Origin of the sequence: Nocardia sp. NPDC004168, assembly GCF_040610355.1 — a bacterium.
Classification (GTDB): Bacteria; Actinomycetota; Actinomycetes; order Mycobacteriales; family Mycobacteriaceae; genus Nocardia; species Nocardia sichangensis.
In genome coordinates this window covers 311,680-327,486 of record NZ_JBEXME010000004.1, presented here as the reverse complement: position 1 = coordinate 327,486, position 15,807 = coordinate 311,680, and the positions used below count along the sequence as shown (strand labels likewise).

At 66.0% G+C, this 15,807-nt stretch carries 14 protein-coding genes; 5 read left to right on the top strand and 9 right to left on the bottom strand.

Annotated elements, in window-relative coordinates:
• Positions 1-13 precede the first annotated feature (13 nt).
• The 3 genes from trxB to ABZW96_RS10925 all read left to right on the top strand — a co-directional run bounded on the left by trxB (position 14) and on the right by ABZW96_RS10925 (position 2,754).
• The gene (gene trxB / locus ABZW96_RS10935; protein WP_355073449.1) at positions 14-1,024 is read left to right on the top strand and encodes a thioredoxin-disulfide reductase; all 1,011 of its coding nucleotides are present in this window, start codon (positions 14-16) and stop codon (positions 1,022-1,024) included.
• Between the two features lie 56 nt (positions 1,025-1,080).
• Positions 1,081-1,413 carry a thioredoxin gene (gene trxA / locus ABZW96_RS10930; protein ID WP_039803419.1) on the top strand — a complete coding sequence of 111 codons (333 nt, stop codon included), beginning with the start codon at positions 1,081-1,083 and terminating at the stop codon, positions 1,411-1,413.
• Between the two features lie 147 nt (positions 1,414-1,560).
• Positions 1,561-2,754: an N-acetylmuramoyl-L-alanine amidase gene (locus ABZW96_RS10925; RefSeq protein WP_355073447.1), complete on the top strand. Its 1,194-nt coding sequence runs from the start codon at positions 1,561-1,563 to the stop codon at positions 2,752-2,754.
• 71 nt (positions 2,755-2,825) lie between these two features.
• Here the strand turns inward: ABZW96_RS10925 and ABZW96_RS10920 are convergent, their stop codons facing one another.
• From ABZW96_RS10920 to rpmH, 9 genes are all read right to left on the bottom strand, one after another.
• Entirely contained in the window at positions 2,826-3,554 is a 729-nt protein-coding gene (locus tag ABZW96_RS10920) for a GNAT family N-acetyltransferase (RefSeq protein WP_355073763.1), read from the bottom strand.
• A gap of 251 nt (positions 3,555-3,805) precedes the next feature.
• Complete coding sequence (locus ABZW96_RS10915) at positions 3,806-4,819, bottom strand: ParB/RepB/Spo0J family partition protein (protein ID WP_355073445.1); 1,014 nt, start codon at positions 4,817-4,819, stop codon at positions 3,806-3,808.
• A 70-nt stretch (positions 4,820-4,889) separates the two neighbouring features.
• Positions 4,890-5,900, bottom strand: a complete 1,011-nt coding sequence (locus ABZW96_RS10910; RefSeq protein ID WP_355073444.1) for a ParA family protein — start codon at positions 5,898-5,900, stop codon at positions 4,890-4,892.
• A gap of 1,364 nt (positions 5,901-7,264) precedes the next feature.
• Positions 7,265-8,056: a 16S rRNA (guanine(527)-N(7))-methyltransferase RsmG gene (gene rsmG, locus ABZW96_RS10905; RefSeq protein ID WP_355073442.1), complete on the bottom strand. Its 792-nt coding sequence runs from the start codon at positions 8,054-8,056 to the stop codon at positions 7,265-7,267.
• Positions 8,057-8,198: 142 nt separating this feature from the next.
• On the bottom strand, positions 8,199-8,750 hold the full coding sequence (locus ABZW96_RS10900; protein WP_355073440.1) for a protein jag: 552 nt from the start codon (positions 8,748-8,750) through the stop codon (positions 8,199-8,201).
• Positions 8,751-8,864: 114 nt separating this feature from the next.
• Positions 8,865-9,944, bottom strand: coding sequence for a membrane protein insertase YidC (gene yidC, locus ABZW96_RS10895; protein ID WP_355073438.1), 1,080 nt, complete (start codon positions 9,942-9,944; stop codon positions 8,865-8,867).
• Between the two features lie 4 nt (positions 9,945-9,948).
• Complete coding sequence (gene yidD, locus ABZW96_RS10890) at positions 9,949-10,347, bottom strand: membrane protein insertion efficiency factor YidD (protein WP_355073436.1); 399 nt, start codon at positions 10,345-10,347, stop codon at positions 9,949-9,951.
• Positions 10,344-10,775: a ribonuclease P protein component gene (rnpA, locus tag ABZW96_RS10885; protein ID WP_355073434.1), complete on the bottom strand. Its 432-nt coding sequence runs from the start codon at positions 10,773-10,775 to the stop codon at positions 10,344-10,346. The genes yidD and rnpA overlap by 4 nt, the downstream gene beginning before the upstream one ends.
• A 21-nt stretch (positions 10,776-10,796) precedes the next feature.
• Positions 10,797-10,940, bottom strand: coding sequence for a 50S ribosomal protein L34 (rpmH, locus tag ABZW96_RS10880; protein WP_006550910.1), 144 nt, complete (start codon positions 10,938-10,940; stop codon positions 10,797-10,799).
• 635 nt (positions 10,941-11,575) lie between these two features.
• Between rpmH and dnaA the strand changes: the two genes are divergently transcribed.
• On the top strand, positions 11,576-13,504 hold the full coding sequence (gene dnaA, locus ABZW96_RS10875; protein ID WP_355073430.1) for a chromosomal replication initiator protein DnaA: 1,929 nt from the start codon (positions 11,576-11,578) through the stop codon (positions 13,502-13,504).
• Positions 13,505-14,388: 884 nt separating this feature from the next.
• Positions 14,389-15,564, top strand: a complete 1,176-nt coding sequence (gene dnaN / locus ABZW96_RS10870) for a DNA polymerase III subunit beta (RefSeq protein WP_355073428.1) — start codon at positions 14,389-14,391, stop codon at positions 15,562-15,564.
• Positions 15,565-15,807: the final 243 nt, after the last annotated feature.

Sequence of the window (15,807 nt, the reverse complement as noted above, 5' to 3'; positions counted from 1 at the left end):
CCGGAAGGGCCCCATGAGCGAGCGTAGCGAGCAAAAAAGCGACACCGGCACGCCAGTTCGCGACCTGATCATCATCGGCTCCGGCCCCGCCGGCTACACGGCCGCCGTTTACGCGGGCCGCGCCGAGCTCCAGCCGTTGCAGTTCGAGGGGACCCAGTTCGGCGGTGCGCTGATGACCACCACCGAGGTCGAGAACTTCCCCGGCTTCCGCGGCGGCATCATGGGCCCGGATCTCATGGAGGAGATGCGCGAGCAGGCCAAGCGGTTCGGCGCGGACATCCGCACCGAGGACGTCGAGGCGGTCGACCTGACCGGCCCGATCAAGAAGGTCGTCGTCGGCGGCGAGACCTTCCACGCCTACGCCGTGATTCTCGCCATGGGCTCGGCCGCGCGCTACCTGAACGTTCCGGGCGAGCAGCGGCTGCTCGGCCGCGGTGTCAGCGCCTGCGCCACCTGCGACGGGTTCTTCTTCAAGGGCCAGGACATCGTGGTGGTCGGCGGCGGCGACTCCGCGATGGAAGAGGCGACCTTCCTGACCAAGTTCGCCTCCAGCGTCACCATCGTGCACCGCCGCGAGGAGTTCCGCGCCTCCCGCATCATGCTGGAACGGGCGAAGGCGAACGAGAAGATCAAGTTCGTGCTCAACGCCGAGGTGGCCGAGGTGCACGGGGAGAACAGCGTCACCCATCTGACCCTGCGTGACACCCGGACCGGCGAAACCTCCGAGCTGGCCGCCACCGGCCTGTTCGTCGCGATCGGCCACGATCCGCGCAGCGAACTCGTCAAGGGCCAGGTCGCCTTGGACGACGAAGGATACGTGCTGGTACAGCACCCCACGACCTCGACCGAGATCCCCGGCGTCTTCGCCGCGGGTGATCTCGTCGACCACACCTACCGGCAGGCGATCACCGCCGCGGGCACGGGCTGCCGTGCGGCCATCGACGCCGAGCGCTGGTTGGCCGAGCAGGGCGACATCACCTCGAACACCCTCGCCCACGCGGGTGAGTCGGTGGCCGCCAACTGAGCTCGCGCTGGACGAGCCATACCTTTCCGTCTCGCTGTATCGCAAGGAGAACACCCATGTCCGAGTCCGCCAACACGGTCACCGTCACCGACGCGTCCTTCGCCGACGACGTGCTGCTGAGTGAGAAGCCGGTCCTCGTCGATTTCTGGGCCGACTGGTGCGGCCCGTGCAAGATGGTCGCGCCCGTCCTGGAGGAGATCGCGGGCGCGCACGCGGACAAGCTGACCGTCGCGAAGCTGGATGTGGACGCCAACCCGAGCACCGCCCGCGATTATCAGATCCTCTCGCTGCCCACTATGATGCTGTTCCGCGGCGGTAAGCCGGTCAAGCAGATCGTCGGAGCGAAGGGCAAAGCGGCTCTTCTGCGCGAACTCGAAGACGTCATCTGAGGACGCGCCGTAGGATGCCTGGACCCGGGGATTGTCGAAACCCGGTCCGGGTCTGAGACAATCGACCGACGCTCCGGTCGTGCGAAGGTGTATCCCATCGCATGAGTGGGTACCCGCGGGTTTGACGGAAGGAAAGGGCTCTCACGCATGCACCGACTTCGTCACGGCGATTCCGGTCCAGCCGTTGCAGAGGTTCGGAGCACCCTGGCAAGCCTCGGGTTCCTACACGCGCACATCGCTGCCGACAACGCGGACGCACGCGAATATTGGAAGGACACCGAAGTGTCCTTCGACCATCACCTCGACTCCGCGGTTCGCGCGTTTCAGCAGCATCGCGGTTTACTCGTCGACGGTGTGGTCGGTCCGGCGACCTACCGGGCACTGAAGGAAGCGTCCTACCGACTCGGCGCGCGCACGCTGATCTATCAGCTGTCCGCGCCGCTGTACGGCGACGATGTGGCCACGCTCCAGCGCAGGCTGCAGGACCTCGGCTTCTACGTGCACCGGGTCGACGGCTACTTCGGTCCGCACACCCACGACGCGCTGACCGCCTTCCAGCGGGAGATCGGCCTGTCGGCCGACGGCATCTGCGGTCCCGACACGCTGCGCTCGCTCGACCTGCTCGGCGCCAGGGTGACCGGCGGCAATCCACACCGGATCGCTGAGGAAGAGGTCGTGCACCGGGCTGGGCCGCAGCTGACCGGCAAGCGGATCGTCATCGATCCGGGTCTCGGCGGTCCGGACAAGGGTGGTGCCGTGCCCACCGAGTACGGCGACGTCTACGAGTCGGAGATCCTGTGGGATCTCGCCAGCCGTCTGGAGGGGCGGATGGCTGCCACGGGCATGGAGACCTTCCTGTCGCGGCCGTGGGGCGCCAACCCCACCGACGCCGAACGCGCGGAAACATCCAACGCCTTCGACGCCGATCTGATGATCTCCCTGCGCTGTGCCGCTAACCCGAGCCCGCTCGCCAACGGCGTTGCCGGGTTCTACTTCGGCAACTCACACGGCTCGGTGTCCATGATCGGGCAGGTGCTGGCCGGGTTCATCCAGCGCGAGGTCGTCGCCCGAACGTCGTTGCAGGACTGCCGCACTCACGCGCGAACCTGGGATCTGCTGCGTCTCACCAAGATGCCCACCGTGCAGGTCGACATCGGTTATCTGACAAACGAATACGATGCCTCGGTGCTCACCAACCCGCGCATGCGCGACGTGATCGCCGAAGCCATTCTGATCTCGGTGAAGCGGCTGTACCTGCTCGGTCAGGACGACCAGCCCACCGGCACATACACTTTCGCGGAACTGCTGGCCGAAGAGCTGGCTGCCGCCGACCGGATGTAGCCATCGGTCTTTCGTAAGTCGAAGCGCCCCCTGCCCTTTCCAGACCGGCAGGGGGCGCTTCGAGGTTCAGCTCAACGCGCTCCGATACGAGTCGGCGCGGTCATCGACGCCGCCGCGAGCAGCTGATCCAGCGCCCGTTCAACGTCTTCCTTCCAGCCGTGATCGGAGGCGAGCTCCAACCGCAAGCGCGGGAATCGGTGATGCGGGGCCACGACCTCGAAGCCGACATCCTCCAGGAAGTCGGCATCGATCATGCAACTCTCGGGTGAGCATTCGGTCGTCGCGCCCGCCGGGTTCGCATTCTTGATCGGCGCGACGATCCGCTCGAGCAGTGTCATCGAGCCGGACCGCTCCGAGAGCGCCTGCGTGGTCGGGTCGGTGCGGATACCGAAAGCCTCCAGGGCGCGCACGCCGCGACGCACCAGATCGGACACCACGGCCTGAACCAGGCTGTGGGCGACATCGGCATCCTGATAGGGGAATTCGGCCCGCAGCGTGGTCAACAGGATCGCGTCCGGGCTCACGGGGGAGGTGGGGAAGAGCGTGGCGCGCGGCACGGCGCTCGGTGGCGCGTACAAGGCGCAGCCGGCGACGTTGCCGTCGACGTTCGCCACCTGCCCGCACGAACCCCACTCCAGCATGACCGTGGACAGCCAGGCTTCCTTCTCGAACACCGGATCGCTGAAGTTGCGCGAGTCCTCGGCCACGGCGGGGTCCATCTCCCAGAAGACACAGCGCCGCGCATGCGCGGGAAGCTTCTCCAGTCCGCCGAGGGTTAGTGCTGTGACGCTGGTCGACACCGCTCTGCTCAGCCTCCAGCTGTCCGATTCATCCACGCTCACGTCGCATCAATGTTTGCTCGCCAGCAAGAATAAGCGATCAACGGGAACCTGCCTCATTCCATGTCGCTGTGCTGTTGGTCGGAAGAACTTGTGTTGCTCCGCCGGGAGCGATAGACGCTCGCAGCCGTGCCGTACCCCTGCCGTCACAGTGACGTTTCGGCCGGGTACTCGCACCTATCGAAACCACAAGTTAAATTTCGTCACTTCTGTCACACTGCGGGTGCGTTCTGCTCCATCAGGGCGACGATCCGTTCGAGGTCTTCGACCGACCCGAACTCGACGACGATCTTGCCTTTGCGCTTGCCCATACTCACGAGAACCCGGGTGTCGAAGGAACCGGACAGCCGTTCGGCCACGGCTTGTAGGCCTGGCATCTCGATCGGCTTGCGCCGAGCGACGGGAGAGGGCACGGCCGCGTCCTGCTCTCGGTTCGCCAGCATGACGGCTTCCTCGGTAGCCCGGACCGAGAGTCCCTCGGCGACGATCCGGGCGGCGAGCACCTCTTGAGCGTCCGCACCCGCTTCGAGACCGAGCAGTGCCCGCGCGTGCCCGGCGGACAGTACGCCCGCCGCGACCCGGCGCTGCACCGGGATCGGCAACTTCAGTAGACGGATCATATTCGTCACGACGGGGCGAGAGCGACCGATTCGCGAAGCCAATTCTTCGTGAGTGACGTCGAATTCCTCCAGCAGCTGCTGGTAGGCCGCCGCCTCTTCGAGCGGGTTCAGTTGCACCCGGTGGATGTTCTCCAGCAGGGCGTCGCGCAGCATGGACTCGTCCGCGGTCTCCCGGACGATCGCGGGAATCGCGGCCAGGCCCGCCTCCTGACAGGCCCGCCACCGCCGCTCGCCCATGACCAGCTGATAGCGGTCCACACCCGGTTCGGTCCGGCGCACCACGATCGGCTGCATCAATCCGAATTCGCGAATCGAATGCACCAGCTCGGCCAGCGCGTCTTCTTCGAAGACCGTACGCGGCTGCTTGGGATTCGGCTCGATCTGGTCCGGCGGGATCTCCCGGTAGACGGCGCCGCCTGCTTCCAGTTCGGCGTTGTCGGCGGGATCCGGTACCCGGTGCAGGTAGGCCGAGGGGGGCTGCGGCCCGACCGGATCCAGACCGATGACACTCGCCGCAGCGCTACTGAGGCCCGGTGATGCCGTCGGTGTCGTCGGGATCAGCGCGGCGAGACCGCGCCCGAGACCACCCTTCTTCGCCTGACTCATCGGTCTACCGACCCCTTCCTCATTCCGCTACCGAACCGCACTGTGCCGAGCGTCGACCCGGCCGGCCGAATCACTCCGCCGACTTCGTCGCGGCGACACGCGGGGCCACCGCGCGGGCCGCCATTTCGCGTCCGGCGTCCAGGTAGCTCATCGCGCCCCGGGAGCCTGGATCATAATCGAGCACCGTCATGCCGTAACCAGGCGCCTCCGACACCTTCACGCTGCGTGGAATCACCGACCGCAGTACGACATCGCCGAAGTGCCCGCGAACCTCCTCGGCGACCTGGTCGGCCAACTTGGTGCGCCCGTCGTACATCGTGAGGATCACGGTCGAGACGTGCAGTTCCGGGTTCAAGTGCGCCTGCACCAAGCCGATATTGCGAAGTAGCTGACCCACGCCTTCCAGCGCGTAGTACTCGCACTGAATCGGGATCAGCACCTCTTTCGCCGCGACGAGCGCGTTGACCGTCAGCAGGCCCAAGGAAGGCGGGCAGTCGATCATCACGTAGTCGATGTCGTATCCGGCGATATTCGCCTCTTGGATAGCGGCTTTCAGGCGCCCCTCCCGGGCCACCATAGACACGAGTTCGATCTCGGCGCCCGCCAGGTCGATGGTCGCGGGGATGCAGAGGAGGCGCTCGCTGTGCGGACTCGTTTGGATAGCGTCTCTGACCGAGACTTCGCCGATAAGCAGCTCGTAGCTGGAGGGGACACCCGAGTGGTGCTCGATACCCAGGGCGGTGCTGGCGTTGCCCTGCGGATCGAGGTCGATCACAAGCACCGTCATCCCCTGATGCGCCAAGGCGGCCGCCAGATTCACGGCGGTGGTCGTCTTCCCGACGCCGCCTTTCTGATTGGCGATCGTGATGATCCGTTGCTCGTGGGGTTTCGGCACAGTCACCTTTCCTGGATGGAGGACCTGACTTGCACGTTGGGCTTCGGCAGCTATCGGGGTCTCGCTGGGGGAGATGTGCCCGAACGGCGTACTTCCGAATGCCTCCGTGTCGAAATTGCTGGAGTCCAGCATCCCCGGCACGCGCGACGTTGTTTCCCGTGAAACATTCGCCGGACCGCTCGACATAGACAGCTCCTAACCCGAGAAACTTCAGAACACGTGCGCGCGACGGGACGGGTCGGCGTCGTATCTGCAACAGCCTTTGTCGGTTCGAACACGATGCACAACTGGCTCCGCGGCGCCCGATCGACCGAGCGGAGCTGCGCGCCGCTGTGACAACCAGATCCCTCGTGGCACCTACGCTCACGCCCGACGCACACTAGCTTGCCAGCACTGAGCGGTTTAAGAAAGCTGAATCGCGGCGAGGCGCAAAGCGACACGCAAATCCGCACGAATTCGCCTCGACGCGCGCGCTGTTTCACATGAAACATTGCCGCCGGACGGTGCGTGGGACAGCAGGCATGCCGCGTGACCGATCGCGGATCGCGGATGACTACTCGCAGTGGCTGTTCGACCGAGCTGGTTCAGATGCTTCGGCTGACGACCTCGGACCGGCACACTGCCCCGCGCTACTTCGAATGGATTGAGCTCAGTCGCGCATCGACAGAACTGCCGGCGCCGAGGTATGCGTTGCCGCGCTTCGAGAGTGACGCAGCGGCCAGAGCGCCACACGTATTGCCCCTCAGCTGTGTTGGGAGACCGATCGCGTCTCCAGCGGGGCAAGACCGATTCACGTGAAACATCGGGCGGCAATTCCAGACGCGCTCAGGATTCCGGCGGACTCGTTCCGGGGGACTTTGATTCACGTGAAACATGGGCCGCGGCCTCCTGATCCGAGAAGCGCCCGCTAGGTCCGCAACCCACTCCTGTCTCATGCTCGAGGTGTAGTTCGAGACGCACCCCGATGAAGTCGAGTGTGACTCGGACGCGCTCGCATGGAACTTCGCTCAGGCAACACCCGAGCGTCCGAGAGCGAGGATCAGGCAGTGAGGGAGGCGCGGCCCTTACGGCGAATCAGAAGCGCAAGCGTTGATCGCAGGACAACGGCTTCAACCCGCTGATGGGCTGCCTGCCGATCCTCACTCAGGTGCCGGTGGGGTTCTACTCTAGGCTCGCCGCGGACCGACTTCCCGCCGATGTTTCACGTGAATCCAGTCCGCGTGGGAGTCTGTGCAACCACGCGCACACAACACGACGACTTCTCACCCGAGGCACAACGGACTTGTTCCAACCGCGACGCCAGTAGCAATCTCTTCCACAGCCACGGCAGACGCACGCCTCGACTTCAGCCACCAAGCGGCCACGCCGTTCCAGACGGAGGTACCGCATGGGACCCCTCCGTCCAGCCGACGGATCGAGAGAAAGCAAATCAAGTTCGAGTAGATCGCCCGCCGAGTCCACCCGACGCGCGTTCAACCGGGCCATTCCGTCAGAGTGACGAAACGATCCCAGGCCCGAGGTCGACGGTCGAGTCTTCGCGATCGAAGCTTCTACTTGGCCTTGCGTGCCGCACGCTTACGCGCACGCTCCGTCGTGGCGGCGCGGACGGCCTTTCCGCCACGCTCGACCGCTCGTTCGGCGCGCCGTCGGGTGGCTCGCTCAGCGCGGGGGAGGCGCTCTGCACTGATCACCATCGTGGGCGTCGCCACCAGACCGACGCCACATTCCAGGACGACCGCGTTACCTGCGCCGGCCTTCGTCAGCGCGTCGCCATCGCGTTCGAGTTCCTCGGCCGCGCTCGCTCCCTTGAGGGCGAGCATGTGCCCGTGGTCGCGGAGGAGAGGAAGGGACCATTGGGCGAGTTTCCCGAGCGGGGCCACCGCGCGGGAAGTGACCACGTCCGCGCCACCGGCCTCCTTCATCACACCCGACTGCTCCGCGCGCCCTCGCACCACGGTCACGTCCAGTCCGACCGATTCGATGAACTCGCTCAAGAAGATCGTGCGGCGCAGCAGTGGTTCGACCAGAGTGATCCGGAGATCCGGACGCGCGATGGCGAGCGGGATGCCCGGCAGGCCCGCACCGCTGCCGATATCGACCACGGACGCGCCCTCGGCGATCAACTCGCCGAGTACCGCACAGTTGAGGATGTGGCGATCCCAGAGGCGGGGCACCTCGCGCGGGCCGATCAGCCCGCGCTCCACGCCCGCGGTCGCGAGCGCCGTGTGATATCGACGCGCGAGATCGAGTCGGTCGCCGAAGACGGTCGCCGCCGACGCGGGTGGCTCCAACTCCACGGGCTCCGCGGTGGTTCCACCGAGATCTCGTTCCACGTGAAACATCCTTCCGAACTCGGGTCGATCTACGAACGAGCAATCGGGCTCCGGACACGAACAAGGCCCCCGGTCCGAAGACCAGAGGCCCTATCCAACCACTACCCATCCGGGCCGCGAAACACGCCGCCCGCTCCGGGGATGTCGCGACTCAGCCGGGAACGACCACCACGTGCCGGTTCGGTTCCACACCTTCGCTCTCGCTGCTGACGCCCTCCACGGCCGCCACCGCATCGTGCACGATCTTGCGCTCGAACGGAGTCATGGGCGCCAGCGACTCCGGCTCACCGGAGTCCAGTACGCGCTGCGCCGCCGCTGCGCCGAGTTCGCTCAGCTCGGACCGCCGCTTGGCTCGCCAACCTGCCACGTCCAGCATCAGCCGGCTCCGCACTCCGGTCGCTTGCTGGACGGCGAGCCGGGTCAGTTCCTGCAACGCGTCGAGCACCTCACCGTTACGTCCGACGAGCTTGGTCAGGTCACGTCCGCCGTCGATGCTCACCACGGCGCGATCGCCTTCCACGTCGAGATCGATGTCGCCGTCGAAGTCCAGCACGTCGAGCAACTGTTCGAGATAGTCGCCCGCGATCTCGCCTTCTTCGATGAGCGCTTCCTCGGCATCATTCACGACATCGTCGGTGTCCGCTCCGGCGTTCGCCGTCGTCGTCGCCACGGTGGCGTCCCCTCCGTCGGTCTCAACAGTCATTTGATTTCCTTCATCTGCTCATCGCGCGCGCCGGGCAATCGCCGCCGGGCGGTATTCGCGATCAAGGGGTTGCTCAGCGATCGAGGTGGGCGACTCGGCCCACCGATGGTGCGATCAGCGCTTGCGCTTCTGGTTCGCCCTGCCCCGGTTGCCCGGCCGTTTCTGCCCGGCCGGACGCCGTTGGCCCGCCGACTGCTTCGGCGGCTTCGCAGTGCCGTTCGTCGACGCGACAGCAGTGTCCTCGTCCGACGCGGCATCGGCAGCGGCGGCGGTCGGCTTCTTCTTCACGTTGACCGGTTTGGCTCCGGGCTTGGGCGCGTTCTGCGCGCGCTGCTCGAGCTTCGCCTGCTTCTTGGCCTCTTCTTCTTTCGCCATGCGGCCGAACACGAGGTGCTGCTGCCCGTAGGTCCAGATGTTGTTGGAGACCCAGTACAGCAGGATGGCGATCGGCAGGAACGGGCCACCGACGAGCACGCCGAGCGGGAACACCCACAACGCGAGCTTGTTCATCATCGCGGCCTGGGGGTTGGCCGCGGCTTCCGGCGTCTGCCGCGCGACCGAAGCACGCGCGTTGAAGTGCGTGGCGATACCGGCGATGACCATCAGGGGGATCGCGACGAGCGCGATGCTCAACTTGGTCGGCACGCCGCCGTAGTCGGCGAAGGCCTGCAACTGGGGGGGCGGAATGGTGATGAACGCCGAGATCGGCGCACCGAAGATGCGAGCGCTCAGGAAGGACTGGACATCGGCGGCGCTGAAGACGTAGTTCGCGGTGTTCGCGTTCTGCTCCGGCGTCATTCCGAGCTGGCCGATACCGTGCCCGGTCCGGTTGAACGAGCGCAGCACGTGGAAGAGTCCGAGGAACACCGGCACCTGAGCGAGAATCGGCAGGCAGCCCATCAGCGGGTTGAAGCCGTTGTCCTTCTGAAGCTTCTGCATCTCGACCGCCATCTTCTGACGGTCGTTCTTGTACTTCTTCTGCAGCTCTTTGATCTGCGGCTGCAGTTCCTGCATCTGCTTTGTGGTGCGCACCTGCTTGACGAACGGCTTGTAGAGCACCAGGCGCAAGGTGAACACCAGGAACACCACGGCCAGCGCCCAGGTGAGACCGTTGTCCGCGCCGAACGCGAACCCGAAGACCCGATGCCAGAACCAGAGGATCCAGGACACCGGGTAATAGATGAAGTCGAGCACGGCTCTATGCACTCCCGTCGTTCGTGTCGCCGATCACCGCGTGCGGCGATCCTTTACAAGCTTTCGGCTCCGACCGCGGTCCGGTGAGCAGGCTCGTTTCCTGCGACGTCGCGTCGGTCGCTGCCCCTTCCGCCGGCTCGGCGCGATGCGTACTCCGCTTCCGCTCCGGGACGGGGTCCCACCCACCAGGGTGCCAGGGCGCGCATTTGGCCAAGCGCACGACCGTCAGTAAGAGCCCCATGAACAGGCCCCGAGTGCGCAATGCGGTCACCGCGTACTCACTACAGGTCGGGGTGAATCGACACACCGGCATGCGGGTGGGGGAGACGTAGGTCCGATACAGCTCGATCGAAAAGATCAGCACGTTCGCGGGCAGTCTGGCGATCTTCGCCCAGAGGCTCATGCCAGGCCACCCGTCGACATACCCGCCTGAGCGCCGACGCCGAGCTTGCGCAGTGCGGTGCGCAGCTGGCGCAGCAGGTCGTCCGACGACGCTGTAGCGGCGCCAGGAAGCGCGCGGATGACGACATCGGTCTCGGCGGGCAATTCGTCGACCACCTGGGCACACATATGACGCAGGCGGCGGGCGACGCGATGTCGAATCACCGCGTTGCCCACCGCCTTGCTGACGATCAGCCCGAAGCGCGGTCCGCCCACGCGGATCAGCACGTCGTCCGGGACCTGATCGTGTCGTCCATTCGCGCCCACGATTCCGTCATACCCGTGCGCGAGCGCATGTACGACCAGATCACGCCTCCCGATTCGCTGGCCGCGGCGCACCGTCCGGGAGAAGTCGGCACGATGATGCAACCGATACGGCTCAGGCAACACCCGAGCGTCCGAGAGCGAGGATCAGGCAGTGAGGGAGGCGCGGCCCTTACGGCGACGCGCCGACACGATGGCGCGGCCCGCACGGGTGCGCATCCGGAGGCGGAAGCCGTGAACCCGCGCCCGACGACGGTTGTTCGGCTGGAACGTCCGCTTGCCCTTGGCCACGGTCAACACTCCTCGAGTAGGCGGGCACCAGGTAGTGCCCGAAGCTTGTCGGTGATACGTATATTGCGCGAATGAATCGCGGGTCTGGTCATCATCGGCGCGCGTCGGTCCTGGCGCACAGTCGGTCGATCACGACCTAAACGCGGTCAGCACAAGACCGCCACCGCACCAAGGGGTGACTGTACGAGGGTACTGATCGGCTCGGGGCGGGTCAAACTCGCCCCATCGCTTCGCTCGCCCCCAGCGACCAGGCGGAATCGGCTCGCCGGATTCAGGCATTCTGGCAATGACCGTGAGTTCGTCCACACCCCTAGCCATCGCGCACCCCGCACCACTAAGGTACGTAGCCAGGCGATTGCTGCAGAACCCCAGGTCGTGGCGTTGCCCTTCCCGCGCGTACGCGCGTTTCACAGTTCCCGAGGGTTCTCCACATCTGTGGATAATTGTGTGGAAAGACCCCTGGAGTGGCATATTCGTAGGGCCGACGGTGCCACGCCGCTGTCCAGATGGGGGACCCGGGCAGCGTCCGAACCGGTTACGGACGTACGCAGGATCACGGGATCCATCCCGAGCATCACATTCCACGCGTGCCCCGGCCGTCTGCTCCTATCGACCTACTCCGGGGAGGAAACTGCATGGACGACGAGCAGAACGTGCTGGCCACGGTGTGGCCCGAGGTTGTCACCGAGCTGACCACCGGGTCGCCCGACGGCGCTATTCCTCCGGTGACCCGAGCACAGCAGGCTTGGCTGAAGCTGGTCAAGCCGCTGACGGTCGCACAGGGGTTCGCGCTGCTCTCCGTGCCCTCGTCGCTGGCCCAGGAGGCCATCGAACGCGATCTGCGCGAGCCCATCCTCCGTTCCCTCGGCCGTCGGCTCGGGCCTCAGGTGGAAGGGCTCGGCGTTCGCATCGCCGCCCCGACCACCCCGACCGTCGACCGGCAGACCAACACGCCGCGGCACGCGCGGATGACGAGCAGGCCGGAGCGCAACCGAGAGGGCCGTGCTCCCGCCGCCTACCCGGGTTCGGAGTTTCCCGGTCGCGATGCCTACCCGGGGCCACGTTATGCACAGCCCACCGACTTTCCTGCGGCGCCCGCGTACCACGACGGCTCCGACTACCCGGGCACCGAATACGGGCAGGACTTCGCGCCGCCGGAGGAGTACCGCCAGCCGGAGTACGCGCACGCCGACTATCCACCGCGCGGTGAGTACGCCACGACGGCCGAGCTGCCCATGATGTCCGGGCCCGACGCCGCGCCGCGCCGCGAACCCGGGCTTCCGCCGCGGCGAGAGCCCGCCATCCCTCCGGGGCAAGAGTCACTGTTCAATCCGGAGCCGTCGCCGAGCGGTGTGCGCGGCCCGCTGCGCGCGCCGATGCGCGAGACCACCGACGACGACACGGGCTTGGCGCACGATCCGGTGCGTGAGCCGGTAGGTGACCGCGACCAGGACGACGAGCCCGTGGTGAACGTCCGCAACTCCTGGCCCACTTACTTCGCCAAGTCACAGGAAGCACCCGCTCCGTCGACGTCCTCGGCAAGTCTGAACGCGAAGTACACCTTCGAGACCTTCGTCATCGGCGCGTCCAACCGCTTCGCGCATGCCGCGGCCGTCGCCATCGCCGAAGCCCCGGCTCGGGCCTACAACCCGTTGTTCGTCTGGGGCGCATCGGGGTTGGGCAAGACCCATCTCTTGCACGCGGCCGGCCATTACGCACAGCGTCTCTTCCCCGGCATGCGGGTCAAGTACGTCTCGACCGAAGAGTTCACCAACGACTTCATCAACAGCCTGCGTGACGACCGCAAGGTCGCGTTCAAGCGCCGCTACCGCGAGACCGACATCCTGTTGGTCGACGACATCCAGTTCATCGAGGGCAAGGAAGGCATCCAAGAGGAGTTCTTCCACACCTTCAACACCCTGCACAACGCCAACAAGCAGATTGTCGTCTCCTCGGATCGTCCGCCCAAGCAACTGGCCACACTCGAAGAGCGGCTGCGGACCCGATTCGAATGGGGACTGATCACCGACGTACAGCCGCCGGAGCTGGAGACACGCATCGCCATCCTGCGGAAGAAGGCGCGGATGGACCGGCTCGACGTACCGCACGACGTGCTGGAACTGATCGCAAGCCGGGTGGAGCGCAACATCCGCGAGCTGGAGGGCGCGCTGATCCGGGTGACCGCGTTCGCCTCGTTGAACGGCCAGCCGCTGGACCTTCCGCTGGCGGAAGTGGTGCTGCGCGATCTGATGCCGGACACCGCGGCCCTGGAGATCAACGCGGCCACGATCATGGCCGTCACGGCGGAGTACTTCAACACCACACTCGAAGAACTCACCGGTCCAGGTAAGGCGCGGCCGCTGGCCCAAGCCAGGCAGATCGCCATGTACCTCTGCCGCGAGTTGACCGACCTGTCCCTGCCGAAGATCGGCCAGGCATTCGGCCGCGACCACACCACGGTGATGTACGCGGAGAAGAAGGTACGCAAGGAGATGACCGAGCGGCGCCGCGTCTACGACCAGGTGCAAGAACTCACAGCCCGGATCAAGCAGCGCTCCCGCTGAGCGCTATCCACATCTGAGCACCGCCCCTGACCTGGGGCGGTGCTTTTTTGTGGGTTGTGGATTCCTCGAGGAATCCTTGTGGAGTCCTCGAGGAATCCACCGGTTTGTCCACGGATCCGTACACAGGTCGAGGCAACCGCGCCCTCGAGTTCACTCACAGGGCGAATTCAACAGTTTCCCCAGGCAGAGTTGCGCACAGCCGCTGACCAGGGGAGTGTCCGGATCGGGCCTTGTGGAATCCTCGAGGAGTCCGTGTGGAGTCCTCGAGGATTCCTCGAGCTGTCCACGATCTCGTGCACATGTGTGAACAACCGGGTGAATCCGGTGGAACAACTCGAGGAGCGCTCGAGGATGAATCGGGGACAACCACGGAACCTCCACAGACGCCTCGTGTTCATCCTCGAGACACTCCATGGCCATCCCCACGGCACCACGCCCCCTGAACAGCGGTTTCGGCCGCAGTCCACAGAATCCACAGCGCCTACTACTACTTCAGTTCTTTTCATTAGAGATCTCTCTTCAAAACAGGGTGTGTGGAAAGTCGGTCGAGCGACGCACTTCGCCGTCCGCTCCCGGTTTCCGGCAAGGAAGAGGGACCGACCCGGAGCGGGATCACCCGTCCCGACGACCGATCGCCGGCGGCGTCCGCCCGACCACCGCACGCCCGGCCCGATCTCCCTCGCCGCCCCGCTCGCGTCCGCTCGTGGCTCGGCCATCGGCGGCACCGGAGGGTCGGGCTAGGTGCATGTCCCTCGCGCGGGTACGGTTTGATGTCGGTCGCCTGTGCCAGACTTCGAAGGCGGCCGATTCGGCAGGACCCTTTCGAGCACCGACACTGACGAGCCGACAACAGATCACGGAACCGGGAGAGGACAGATCGGGCGATGGAGCTTGCAAGCATGAAGTTTCGGGTCGCCCGCGAGGATTTCGCCGAGTCCGTCGCCTGGGTGGCGCGCAGTCTTCCGTCCCGGCCGCCGGTTCCGGTACTCGGCGGTGTGCTGCTGGTCGCCGACGAGGACGGCTTGACCGTCTCCGGCTTCGACTACGAGGTCTCCGCACAGGTACGGGTCGCGGCCGAGGTCGCGGGTCCCGGGCAGGTGCTGGTCTCCGGTCGTCTGCTCGCCGACATCACCAAGGCGCTGTCCAACAAGCCCGTCGACGTCTCCGTCGACGGCACGCGCGTGCTGATCACCTGTGGCAGCGCGAAGTTCTCCCTGCCGACCATGCCGGTGGAGGATTATCCCCAACTTCCCGAGGTGCCTCAGCAGACCGGTGCACTGAGCGTGGATGTCTTCGCCGAGGCGGTCGGTCAGGTCGCCGTCGCCGCCGGCCGCGACGACACCTTGCCCATGCTGACCGGTATCCGGGTGGAGATCGAGGGATCGCAGGTCGTGCTCGCGGCCACCGACCGGTTCCGCCTCGCCGTCCGGCACATCGAATGGCAGCCCGCACGCGCAGATATCGAGACTTCGGTACTCATTCCGGCCAGGACGCTGTCGGAGGCCGCCAAGACGCTCGGACCCTCCGACGCGCCCGTCCAGCTGTCCCTTGGCACCGGTGCGGGGTCGGACGGCCTGCTCGGCATCGTGAACGCGGGCCGCCGGACCACCACCCGCCTGCTGGACGCGGAATTCCCCAAGTTCCGCCAATTGCTCCCCAAGGAGCACACCTCGATCGCCACCCTGGCCGTCGCCGCGCTCACCGACGCCATCAAGCGCGTCGCGTTGGTCGCCGAACGCGGCGCGCAGGTGCGGCTGGAGTTCTCCGCCGACGGCCTGCTGCTGTCGGCGGGCGGCGACGATGCCGGCCGGGCCGAGGAGTGGCTGGAGGCGGATTTCCGCGGCGAATCCCTGACCATCGCGTTCAATCCCGGTTATCTCATCGACGGCCTGTCCGCGCTGCACGCCGACCGGGTCACCTTCGGCTTCACCACGCCGAGCAGGCCCGCCGTGCTGCTGCCCGCGTCGGAGGAAGAGCCCGAGGTACTCGACTCGGGGACGTTCGCGGCGCTGTCGAGCCCGTACATCTATCTGCTGATGCCGGTCCGGCTCCCGGGCTGATCGCCTGTGCACGATCTGGTTCCCGGCGGATCCGCTCCGCGTGATCCAGCGCGGGTGAGCGGTGCTGTCGCTGGAGAATTCCCAGCGACGGCAGAGAAATCGGTCGCCGCAAAGCGGAGGATCCACTTTATCCACAGGTGTTCCACAGGGGTATGGCTCGCCGAGCGGCATGCGCAGGACGCGCCAGCAATGCTTCCACCGGCGGAAATGTCCGCTTCGACGCAGGCAGGGGCGCGATAGCGG

Coding starts and splice junctions, on each gene's coding strand:
- trxB (WP_355073449.1), top strand. CDS start 14: ATGAGCGAGCGTAGCGAGCAAAAAAGCGACACCGGCACGCCAGTTCGC.
- trxA (WP_039803419.1), top strand. CDS start 1,081: ATGTCCGAGTCCGCCAACACGGTCACCGTCACCGACGCGTCCTTCGCC.
- ABZW96_RS10925 (WP_355073447.1), top strand. CDS start 1,561: ATGCACCGACTTCGTCACGGCGATTCCGGTCCAGCCGTTGCAGAGGTT.
- ABZW96_RS10915 (WP_355073445.1), bottom strand. CDS start 4,819: ATGAGTCAGGCGAAGAAGGGTGGTCTCGGGCGCGGTCTCGCCGCGCTG.
- ABZW96_RS10910 (WP_355073444.1), bottom strand. CDS start 5,900: ATGTCGAGCGGTCCGGCGAATGTTTCACGGGAAACAACGTCGCGCGTG.
- rsmG (WP_355073442.1), bottom strand. CDS start 8,056: ATGTTTCACGTGGAACGAGATCTCGGTGGAACCACCGCGGAGCCCGTG.
- ABZW96_RS10900 (WP_355073440.1), bottom strand. CDS start 8,750: ATGACTGTTGAGACCGACGGAGGGGACGCCACCGTGGCGACGACGACG.
- yidD (WP_355073436.1), bottom strand. CDS start 10,347: ATGAGCCTCTGGGCGAAGATCGCCAGACTGCCCGCGAACGTGCTGATC.
- dnaA (WP_355073430.1), top strand. CDS start 11,576: ATGGACGACGAGCAGAACGTGCTGGCCACGGTGTGGCCCGAGGTTGTC.
- dnaN (WP_355073428.1), top strand. CDS start 14,389: ATGGAGCTTGCAAGCATGAAGTTTCGGGTCGCCCGCGAGGATTTCGCC.